Here is a 9,858-nt window from a genome sequence, read left to right as displayed (position 1 = left end):
GGGGCGGTGCGCCACCAGCAGGGCCGTGGTGCGGCTCTCCCGCAGCACCCGGCGCAGCGCCGCCTCGACGAGCGCCTCGGTGTGCACGTCGAGCGCGGAGAGCGGATCGTCGAGCACCAGCAGTGCGGGCCGCCCGAGCACCGCGCGGGCCAGCGCGAGGCGCTGCCGCTGCCCGCCGGACAGCGACAGCCCCTGTTCACCGACCCGGGTGGCCAGCCCCCAGGGCAGCTCGTACGCGAAGTCCGCCTGCGCCAGCGCCAGCGCCGCCCGGACCTCCTCCTCGCCCGCCTCCGGCCGCCCCAGCGTCAGGTTCTCCCAGACCGACATGGAGAACAGGGTCGGCTCCTCGAACGCCACCCCGACCAGCCGTCGCAGCGAGCCGAGCCGCAGGTCACGCACGTCGCGCCCGTCGACGGTGATCCGGCCGCCGGTCACCTCGTGCAGCCGGGGGACGAGCGACAGCAGCGTGCTCTTGCCGCAGCCGGTGACGCCGACGAGCGCCATCGTCTCGCCCGGCTCGACGGTCAGGTCCAGGTCGTGCAGCACCGGCGCCGAGGTGCCCGGGTAGCGAAAGGTGACCCCCTCGAAGCGGAGCCGGCCGCGTACGTCGGCGCGCTCCAGCGACCGGGCGTGCGGCGCGTCCACGATCGTCGGCCGGGTGTCGAGCACCTCCTGGATCCGGTCGGCGGCGGTGGCGGCCTCCTGACCGTTGGCGATGATCCAGCCGAGCGACTGCACCGGCCAGATCAGCATGAGCTGGAGGCTGACGAACGCGACCAGCTCCCCGATGGACAGCGCGCCCTCGGCGACGGCCGCCGCGCCGGTCACCAGGACCGCGCCGAGGGTCAGGTTGGGCACCAGGTCGAACAGCGCCGAGGTGCGGGCCAGCAGCCGCGCCTTGCCGATCCCGGTGTCGTGCAACCGGCGCGCGCCGACGGCGAACCGTGCGGCCAGTTCCGGCCCCCGCCCGTACGCCCGCATGGTGCGCAGCCCCTGCGCGGTCTCCTCGACGAGCGTGGCCACGTCGCCCTGCTGGTCCTGCATCCGGCGCGACGCCGCGTGGTAGTGCCGGGCGAAGCGGCGGCTGATCAGGAACAGCGGTACGGCGCTGGCCGCGACCAGCGACCCCAGCCAGGGGTGCAGCCGGATCAGCAGCACCACCACGGCGACGTAGGTGATCAGGTTGAGGACCAGGAACAGCAGCCCGAAGGAGAGGAACCGCCGGATCACCGAGAGGTCGCTGGTGATCCGGGACAGCAACTGGCCGGACTGCCAGCGGTCGTGGAAGCCGGCCGGGAGCCGTTGCAGGTGGGCGTAGATGTCGGCGCGGATGGCCGCCTCCATGCCCACCGAGGACGACGACTGGGTCCAGCGGCGGATGAAGATGAGAACCGCCTCGGCCAGCCCGAGCAGCAGCGCGAGGGCGCCGAGCCGCAGCAGCCCGGCCTCGTCGTGCCGGGCCACCGGCCCGTCGACCACCCGCTGCACCACCAGCGGAACGGCGAGGCTCGCCGCGGTGGCCGCGAGCGCCGCCACCAGCAGCCAGGCGAACTCCGTCGCGTACGGGCGCAGGTAGGGCCGCAGCCGCCAGAGGTTGCGCAGCGGCTTGGACCGGGCGTCGTCTTGCGCCGCGGGGTTGCCGTCGCTGGGCGCGGGCACTACCCGACGGTAGCCGCCGGGGGTGACGTTTCCGCTGTCAGCTAGCCGTCACCCGTCCCTCATGCCCGAGAAGCCACTTCTTCACGGGCAGGCCCCAGCGGTAGCCGCCGAGCGTGCCGTCGGTGCGCAGCACCCGGTGACAGGGCACGAAGAGCGCTGCCGCGTTGCGCGCGCATGCCGCCGCGGCGGCGCGGACCGCGGCGGGCCGTCCGGCCAGCGCGGCGAACCCGGTGTAGGTGACCGGGTCGCCGGGCTTGACGTCGCGCAGCACCTGCCAGGCGTGCGTCAGGAAGAGCCCGCCGCTGTGCTGCTCCACCGGGATCGCGTCGATCGCGGCGAGGTCTCCGTCCAGGTAGGCCCGGACGGCGGCGGTGACCGGACCGAGGTCGGCCCGTTCCCGCAGGTCACCACGCAGGCTCGGGTGGGTCAACGGCGCCAGGGCCGCCGGGTCGGGCGTGAAGCCGGCCGCGCGTACCGCGCCGTCGGGGCCGGCGAGCACGCTCAACGGGCCGACCGGTGTGTCGATGACGGTGCTGTCCACAGTGCTCATGCTGCTCTCCAGAGTCGGATCGTCGCGTAGGACCGCCAGGGGCGCCAGCGTTCGGCGTACGCGAGCAGGGTCTTGGGGGTGTCGGGCAGGCCGAGCGCGGTTGCGCCGCGGCGTACGCCCAGGTCGGTGGTGAGGGCGACGTCGGGGTCGCCGAGTGCGCGCATGGCCAGGTAGCCGGTGGTCCACGGGCCGACGCCGGGCACCGCGGCCAGGAGCCGGACCGTCTCCTCCCGGTCGCCTCCGGGTTCCAGGTCCAGCGTCCCGTCGGCGACGGCGCGGGCCAGCGCCCGGATCGTCTCCCGGCGGGCGGCCGGCATCCGGAACGCCGGGTCCGGCGCCGCGAGCACGTCGGCGGGACCCGGGAACGCCACCAGGCCGTCGGCCGGGTCGTCGGTGCCCGAACCGCTCGCCGACCGGACGGCGGAGAGCAGGCGGGTGAGCGTGGTCCGCGCCGAGGTCAGCGAGACCTGCTGGGTCACGACGGCACGGACGGCCAGCTCGAAGCCGTCGACCGCGTGCGGAAGCCGGACGCCCGGCTCGGCGACGACCGCCGGGGCCAGCGCCGGGTCGGCGGCCAGGGTGGCGTCCACCGCGACCGGGTCGGCGTCCAGGTCGAGCAGGCGGCGGCAGCGGGCCACCGCGGGAGCCAGGTCACGCATGTCGGCCAGCCGCAACGTGGCGTCGATGTGGCCGTCGGACGGGGTCAGCGCCACCGTGCCGGGACCGTGCGGCAGGCGCAGTCCCCGGTGGTAGGTGCCGTCGCGGACCACCTCGACGCCGGGCAGCGCGCGCAGCGCGAGGAAGTCCAGCAGCGCGCCCGCGTGCAGCGGTGGCCGGTATGCCAGCCGCAGCGAGAGCGTGCCCGCGCCGGTGGCCGAGGCCGGACCGCGTCGCCCGGCGCGCAGCTCGGACGGGGTGCCGCCGTAGACCTCACGGACCGTCTCGTTGAACTGCCGGACGCTGCCGAACCCGGCGGCGAAGGCCACCTCGGCCAGGCCGAGGCCGGTGGTCTCGATCAGGATCCGGGCGGTCTGCGCGCGTTGTGCCCGGGCCAGCGCCAGCGGGCCGGCGCCCAGCTCGGCCTGGAGCATCCGGTGCAGGTGCCGCTCGGTGTAGCCCAGCCGGCCGGCCAGCCCGGGCACCCCGTCGCGGTCGACCACGCCGTCGGCGATCAGCCGCATGGCGCGGCCGACCAGGTCGGCCCGGACGTCCCACTGCGGGGAGCCCGGCGCCGCGTCCGGCCGGCACCGGCGGCACGCCCGCAGCCCGGCCCCCTGCGCGGCGGCGGCCGACGGGAAGAAGCGAACATTCTGCCGCTTGGGCGTCATCGCCGGACAGGACGGCCGGCAGTAGATCCCGGTCGACGTCACGCCGGTGTAGAACCAGCCGTCGAACCGCGGATCGCGGCTGTCGACGGCCCGGTAACACCGCTCAAAGTCCAGCTCCATGCCCCCGATCCTGCCTCGCCGTCCCCGGCCGTGGCTGGCGGTATTCGGACATGACGTGTGGCAGTCGCGCCAGCTCGGGGAGGTGGCGGTATCGCCGGTCCCCGGATGCCGCCACCTCGGCGGAATGGTGTGGATCATGCCCGGCGGACCCGAGAAAGTGTCGTAAGTGGTCGGTACGGTCCCGCCACCAACTCAAGAAAAGGTGCGGGGCATGGCGAGCGTGGCCGGGCGGGGTGTCCGCTGATGCGATCGGGGCGGGCACCGTTGGACGCCGCGGTGGTGCAGGGCTTCTACGAGCGGATGAGGTTGGTGGCGCCGGCCGCCTACGGCGCGATCGAGCGCGACCGGGCCGGTGACCCCGGGCGCCCCTTCCCCGACACCGCCTGCGGCCGGCTGGCCGGCTCGCTCGACCCGGACGGGCTGCGCGCGCTCGGCATGTGGGCGCACCACTGGTGCATGCGCTTCTACGACGACGACACCCGCGTCGGCCTGCGGCTGGTCCGGGAGATCGCCGCCCGGTCCGGCCTGGGCTGGACCGCCGACGAGGTGCGGTGGCTGCTCGACCGGTCGTACGAGGCCGGGCCCGCCGCCGCGCACCGGTTCACGCTGCCGCTGGCCGCCGCGGCGCACCTGCCGGCCGGTGCGCTGCCCGAGGGTGTCGCCGCCGAGGCGTGGCCGGACGACTGGCGCCGGCTGCGGGCCGGCTGACGGCGCCGCCACCAGCCCACCGCTCCGCCGCCCGCCCGAACGCCGACCAGCGCCATCGCCGGGTGGTCCGCGTCGCCACCCAGCCGCGGGCGAGGAGGCCGGTCCGGCATCTGGGCGAGCACCATCGCCGCCACGGCCACCGCGAAACCGGCGAGCTGGACCGGGTCCAGCGCCTCACCGAGCACCGCCCAGCCGAGCGTCGCCGCAGTCAGCGGGCTCAACGCGCCGAGCACCGACACGCGGGACACCGGCAGTCGCGCCGCGCCCCGGAACCACAGCACGTACGCCAGCGCGGTGCCGGCCAGCCCGAGCCACGCGTACCCGAGCACTGCCGGTCCGTCGGGCACGGGCGGCGCGCCCTCGACGGCGGCGGCGACCGGCACGATCATCAGGCCACCGGCGACGAGCTGCCAGCTCGACGCGGCCAGGACGCCCACTCCGGGTGGCCGGCCCCAGCGGCGGGTGAGCACCAGCCCGGCGGCCATCGCCACGGCCCCGGCGAGCCCGGCGGTGACGCCGAGCGGGTCGAGGCCGGCGCCGGGGCGCAGCACTACGAGGGCGACGCCGAGCGGGGCGGCCACGGCGGCGACCAGCGCCGGCCGGGTGGGGCGGTCGCGGAGCAGCGCGACCGTCAGCACCGCCACCAGCAGCGGCTGGGCGGCGCCGAGCACGGCGGCGGTGCCGCCGGGCAGCCGGTACGCGGCGAGGAAGAGCAGCGGGAAGAACACCCCGATGTTGAGCGCGCCGAGCACGGCGGCCCGCCCCCACCAGAGGCCGTGTGGTCGCCGTCGGGTCAGCGCGAGCAGCAGCAGACCGGCCGGGAGGGCGCGGATCGCGCCGGCCCAGAGCGGCCGGTCCGGGGGCAGGAGTTCGGCGGTGACCAGGTAGGTGGTGCCCCAGGTGACGGGGGCGGCGGCGGTGAGCGCGACGTCGGTCCAGCGAGAGTTCACAGCAGCTTCCTCAGCTCTAAGTATCTTAGGGCTAAGCTACTCAGGCCCGAGCGAAAAGGGAAGTGGGACGTGGGGCACAATCGGCAGCCGTGACAGGCGACGAGGTGGACGCGATCGTCGAGCAGTGGCGGCGGGAACGACCCGGCATGCGGCCCGAGCCGATGGCCGTGTTCGGCCGCATCTACCGGCTCGCCCGGCTGGTCGGCGACGGCCAGGAGAAGGTGTACGCGGCCTGGGGCATCGGCCGAGGTGAGTTCGACGTGCTCGCCGCGCTGCGCCGCTCCGGTGAGCCGTACACGCTGGCGCCGAAGGCGCTCGCCGCCTCGCTGATGCTCACCTCGGGCGGCATGACCGGGCGGCTCGACCGCCTCGAACGGGCCGGCCTGGTACGGCGCTCGCCGGACCCGGCCGACCGACGGGCGCTGCGGGTCACACTCACCGACACCGGTCGCCGGGTGGTCGAGGAGTCCGCCGAGGCCGGGCTCGCGGTGCAGCGGCGGATCCTCGACGCGCTGCCGCCGGCCGACCAGGAGCGGCTGGCCGACCTGCTGCGTACGCTGCTCGCCGCGGCCGACACCTCCGGTCCGGCACAATGATCGTCACTGTCATCGGCCGGAAGGACGCCCGTGCCCGCCACTGAACCGACGATCGTCGCCACCAGCATGGGTTTCGCCAGCCGTCGTCGTGGCCCCTGGGACGCCCGGCCCAGCGCCCTGTTCGACCTGATGGCCGACCTGGCCGGGGCCGGTGACGCGCCGCGCGTCTGCTACCTCGGCCAGGCCACCGGCGACCAGCCGACCGGGTTCACCGTCTTCTACGGCGCCTTCGCCGGCACCCGGTTCCGCGCCTCCCACCTGGCGCTCTACCCGATGCCGAACGTCGAGGACATCCGCGCCCACCTGCTCGCGCAGGACGTCATCTGGGTCGGCGGCGGCAGCGTGGCCAACCTCTGCGCGGTCTGGCGGGTGCACGGCCTGCCGGAGATCCTGCACGAGTGCTGGCAGGCAGGCGTGGTGCTCGGCGGTGTCTCCGCCGGCTCGATCTGCTGGCACACCGGCGGCGCCACCGACAGCTACGGCCCGACGCTACGGCCCTTCACCGAAGGGCTGGGCTGGCTCCCGTACGGCAACGGTGTGCACTACGACAGCGAGGAACAGCGGCGACCGCTGATGCACCAGCTTGTCGCCGACGGCACGCTCCCGGCCAGCCACTGCACCGACGACGGCGTCGGGCTGATCTACCGGGGCAGCCGGCTGGCCGAGGCGGTCGCCGACCGGCCGGGCGTGGCCGCGTACGAGCTGGTCCGCGCCGAGGACGGCACCGCCCGGGAGACCCGGATCGAGCCGCGCCTGCTGTCGGAGTGACAGGCTTCGCGGACCTGCCTGCCCGGCGCGGGCGGCGAACCGCGTAAGCTGGTTCGTCGTGAGTCTCACCATCGGCATCGTCGGCCTGCCCAACGTGGGCAAGAGCACCCTGTTCAACGCGCTGACCAAGAACGACGTGCTCGCCGCGAACTACCCGTTCGCCACCATCGAGCCGAACGTCGGCGTGGTCGGGCTGCCCGACGAGCGGCTGGCCAAGCTGGCCGAGATCTTCTCCTCGCAGAAGGTGCTGCCGGCGCCCGTCTCCTTCGTCGACATCGCCGGCCTGGTCCGCGGCGCGTCCAAGGGGCAGGGCCGGGGCAACGCGTTCCTCGCCAACATCCGCGACGCCTCGGCGATCTGCCAGGTGGTGCGCGCCTTCTCCGACCCGAACGTGGTGCACGTCGACGGCAAGGTCTCCCCGGCCGACGACATCGAGACGATCAACACCGAGCTGATCCTGGCCGACATCCAGACGCTGGAGAAGGCGCTGCCCCGGCTGGAGAAGGAGGCCAAGCTCCGCAAGGACCGGGCCGCCGCCGTCGAGGCAGCCAAGAAGGCGGTCGAGGTCCTCGACAACGGCGTGACCCTGTACGCGGGCGCCGCCGCCGCGAAGGTCGAGCTGGAACACCTGCGTGAACTGCACCTGCTCACCACCAAGCCGTTCCTCTACGTCTTCAACGTCGACGAGGCCGAGCTGGGCAACGCCGAGTTCCTCGACGAGCTGCGCGGCCTGGTCGCGCCCGCCGAGGCGATCTTCATGGACGCCAAGATCGAGTCTGAGCTCGTGGACCTGCCCGAGGACGAGGCTCGCGAGCTGCTGGAGTCGATCGGGCAGTCCGAGCCCGGCCTGAACCAGCTCGTCCGGGTCGGCTTCCGCACGCTCGGGCTCCAGACGTACCTGACGGCCGGCCCCAAGGAGGCGCGGGCCTGGACCGTCCCGGTCGGCGCGACCGCGCCGGAGGCCGCCGGGGTGATCCACAGCGACTTCCAGCGCGGCTTCATCAAGGCCGAGGTGGTCTCCTACGACGACCTGGTCGAGGCCGGATCGATGGCGGCGGCGAAGGCCGCCGGCAAGGTCCGGATCGAAGGCAAGGAGTACGTCATGCAGGACGGCGACGTGGTGGAGTTCCGCTTCAACGTCTGAATCCGGCCCGTTTCCGCAGGTCAGCGGTTTGGTGCCTCGCCCTGGGGCACACCGGGGGCACAACCCCACGCTTCATCGACCGCCCGGCGGGTGCGCTCCTCCGAGTCCGGCATGCACCAGCAGTTCGGCCACGATGATGACCGACTCGCCCTGCATCAGCAGGACCGAAGCGTAGTGGTTGCGCAGGTCGTGAGTCGACTTGAAGGGTTGCAGTTCGCCGGCCCACTTCGGGCCATGGCCTCACAGTGCCGCTACCACGCTGGATCAGCTCTGATCCCGCACCCGAACTCCTCGCGGGTCTTGCGGCCGGCTACAGCACGCGTAGAAGGCCGTACCTCACGGCGAAGTCAGTGTCGGAGCGTGGTGGTGTCCGCCGCAGAAGTTGCTCAGCCTCGCAGCTGCGGCGCTCGGTGCCTAGGCCGACGCTGACGTGTTCAAGCGTCGGGTGATCAACGAATGGCTTGAACGCATCAGCAGGGAGCAGGGCCTCAGTTACCGACAGCTCCCGCAGCTGGGGTGCGGCAGCGAGGCCCTGTAGGGATGTCGTGTGCCGAAGGTGTCGCATGGCGGTGCAGTCGGCGCGTAGCAGCGTAGTGCAGGAGCTGAAGTCGGGAAGTCGGTCCGCAGTGAGCGCGTCCAAACACAGCCATTGCAGTGCGGGCAGGCGTGTCACCGGGTCGAGGTCGGTGAGCTTGCGAACTGCGCGTAGCGCGACGTAGCGAAGCGTGGGGACCTGGAGCAGCCATTCGCCGTGTGCCAACGAGCCGAGGGTCAGCGCCAATGACTGCAGGTGGGGCAGGGCAATCAGTGGGAGATATTGGTCGACCGGGAGTCGCCACAGCGAAAGTCCCTGCAGGTTGGGGTTGGCGTCGATCAGTTCCGGAAGGCCGCCTCGGTGCGCGACGATCCGCAGTTGGCGAAGGTCACGGAACGCGGCGACCGGGGTCAGGTTGAGAGGCTTGCGGGTCTCGCCGATGTCGAGGAGCTCGACGTCGGCGCTCAGTTGGTGCAGCGGCGCCAAGTCAGTCAGGTTGTGTAGGTGGGCGACGCTGAAGCGACGGAGGCGTGGGAACCAGCGCAGGAACCGCAGCGTAGCGAGGTCCTCGTCGAAGCCGTACGCGCGCAGAGTGACCGTCGGATGCTCCGCCAATAGCGCGGCGAGCAACCTGTACTCCGCCTCGGCGAGTGGCTGGCTGAACTGAACAACCGAAGCATCGTCGAGCCTGACTCGAAGCTGCTGCATGTCGAGAGGGCTCGACACGTCCACGATGCGGCTCATGACCTGCGATCTTCCTGCCCAGGCTGCCAGCACGCCAGCGTCGTGAACCATGGTGTCACCGTCGGTGCCCGGCGCTCTCCGGGCCTGTGTAACCCGTCAACTGGCATCGCCGTTTAGCGCATCAACCGGATTACGACACCGGCTGCCAGCGGCTGCCAGCGATGTCGGGTCTCAGGACCTGCGTGACAGATCAGTCTCGGGACGTGGGTGACACGTCCGGCTAGACGATCTTCGGTTGAGGGTAGCGCTTGTGTATGCCCTGGCTAGTTGGGGTTGGCAAGAACTTCGATGTGGATCGGTTCTTGGCTGTTGAGGTAGAGGACGTAGCCCGCTTCTTGGTCCTCGATCGCGTCGACAGGAACCATCTCAAGCGCGTAGTCCGGCCGGGGTAGGAATCCGAAGTCGGCGGGAGGGTCGAACCTCTCGATGGAGGTAACCCGCACCTCCGTCGGTGGGATGCCGACGAAGCAAGGGTCACTGGCTTGCAGTTCGGAGGCGTCGGGCTCCAGTCGCCACGGTGTGTTGAGCCAGCCGTGCGCGTCAGGGTCACGAGGAAAGCCCACGGTGCCATCCCATGAGTTGGTTGACTCGGGGTCCGCCTCCCGCCATGGCCAGTCGATGAGCAGGCGCTGGGGCGTGGTCCTGACGACCCGCGTGTCGAACGCCTCGGCTGAGATCAGGAGCAGGTCGCCGACGGTGTAGCCGAGGGCCTTCGTCAACCTGGTGCTATCCATGGTCTGATCTGCCAGTTTCCTT

At 72.5% G+C, this 9,858-nt stretch carries 9 protein-coding genes and 1 pseudogene; 4 read left to right on the top strand and 6 right to left on the bottom strand.

The features are described from left to right. The 3 genes from KBX39_RS12885 to KBX39_RS12875 all read right to left on the bottom strand — a co-directional run. On the bottom strand, positions 1–1,659 hold a 1,659-nt coding region (locus tag KBX39_RS12885; RefSeq protein WP_210870648.1), incomplete at its 3' end, for an ABC transporter ATP-binding protein. Positions 1,660–1,696: 37 nt separating this feature from the next. Further along, complete coding sequence (locus KBX39_RS12880) at positions 1,697–2,209, bottom strand: methylated-DNA--[protein]-cysteine S-methyltransferase (protein ID WP_069088261.1); 513 nt, start codon at positions 2,207–2,209, stop codon at positions 1,697–1,699. Beyond that, positions 2,206–3,657: an AlkA N-terminal domain-containing protein gene (locus tag KBX39_RS12875; RefSeq protein WP_043328388.1), complete on the bottom strand. Its 1,452-nt coding sequence runs from the start codon at positions 3,655–3,657 to the stop codon at positions 2,206–2,208. The genes KBX39_RS12880 and KBX39_RS12875 overlap by 4 nt, the downstream gene beginning before the upstream one ends. A 243-nt stretch (positions 3,658–3,900) precedes the next feature. On the opposite strand from KBX39_RS12875, the gene KBX39_RS33300 reads away from it, so the two are divergent. Next, positions 3,901–4,365: a hypothetical protein gene (locus KBX39_RS33300; protein WP_247660143.1), complete on the top strand. Its 465-nt coding sequence runs from the start codon at positions 3,901–3,903 to the stop codon at positions 4,363–4,365. A gap of 128 nt (positions 4,366–4,493) precedes the next feature. On the opposite strand, the pseudogene KBX39_RS33295 reads toward KBX39_RS33300, so the two are convergent. Beyond that, positions 4,494–5,315: pseudogene (locus tag KBX39_RS33295) on the bottom strand (EamA family transporter); the annotation flags it as partial. Between the two features lie 89 nt (positions 5,316–5,404). On the opposite strand from KBX39_RS33295, the gene KBX39_RS12865 reads away from it, so the two are divergent. Genes KBX39_RS12865 through ychF form a run of 3 tightly spaced genes read left to right on the top strand, consistent with a single transcriptional unit; the run spans position 5,405 to position 7,823 of the window. Next, positions 5,405–5,911, top strand: coding sequence for a MarR family winged helix-turn-helix transcriptional regulator (locus tag KBX39_RS12865; protein ID WP_043328390.1), 507 nt, complete (start codon positions 5,405–5,407; stop codon positions 5,909–5,911). A gap of 30 nt (positions 5,912–5,941) precedes the next feature. Next, positions 5,942–6,679 carry a peptidase E gene (locus KBX39_RS12860; RefSeq protein ID WP_210870642.1) on the top strand — a complete coding sequence of 246 codons (738 nt, stop codon included), beginning with the start codon at positions 5,942–5,944 and terminating at the stop codon, positions 6,677–6,679. 58 nt (positions 6,680–6,737) lie between these two features. Next, positions 6,738–7,823, top strand: coding sequence for a redox-regulated ATPase YchF (ychF, locus tag KBX39_RS12855; RefSeq protein ID WP_043328395.1), 1,086 nt, complete (start codon positions 6,738–6,740; stop codon positions 7,821–7,823). Positions 7,824–8,133: 310 nt separating this feature from the next. Here the strand turns inward: ychF and KBX39_RS12850 are convergent, their stop codons facing one another. Both KBX39_RS12850 and KBX39_RS12845 read right to left on the bottom strand, forming a co-directional pair. Continuing rightward, the gene (locus KBX39_RS12850) at positions 8,134–9,102 is read right to left on the bottom strand and encodes a hypothetical protein (RefSeq protein ID WP_043328396.1); all 969 of its coding nucleotides are present in this window, start codon (positions 9,100–9,102) and stop codon (positions 8,134–8,136) included. Between the two features lie 263 nt (positions 9,103–9,365). Continuing rightward, positions 9,366–9,858: hypothetical protein (locus KBX39_RS12845; protein ID WP_210870639.1), on the bottom strand; the 493-nt coding region annotated here is incomplete at its 5' end.

Source organism: Micromonospora sp. D75 (genome assembly GCF_018070405.1).
Classification (GTDB): Bacteria; Actinomycetota; Actinomycetes; order Mycobacteriales; family Micromonosporaceae; genus Micromonospora; species Micromonospora chalcea.
The sequence above is the reverse complement of the archived record's forward strand: the minus strand, read 5'-3'. Positions and strand labels throughout refer to the sequence as shown.

Excerpts from the sequence above, each read along its gene's own strand:
- KBX39_RS12875 (WP_043328388.1), bottom strand. The coding sequence starts at position 3,657 with ATGGAGCTGGACTTTGAGCGGTGTTACCGGGCCGTCGACAGCCGCGAT.
- KBX39_RS12880 (WP_069088261.1), bottom strand. The coding sequence starts at position 2,209 with ATGAGCACTGTGGACAGCACCGTCATCGACACACCGGTCGGCCCGTTG.
- KBX39_RS33300 (WP_247660143.1), top strand. The coding sequence starts at position 3,901 with ATGCGATCGGGGCGGGCACCGTTGGACGCCGCGGTGGTGCAGGGCTTC.
- KBX39_RS12850 (WP_043328396.1), bottom strand. The coding sequence starts at position 9,102 with ATGAGCCGCATCGTGGACGTGTCGAGCCCTCTCGACATGCAGCAGCTT.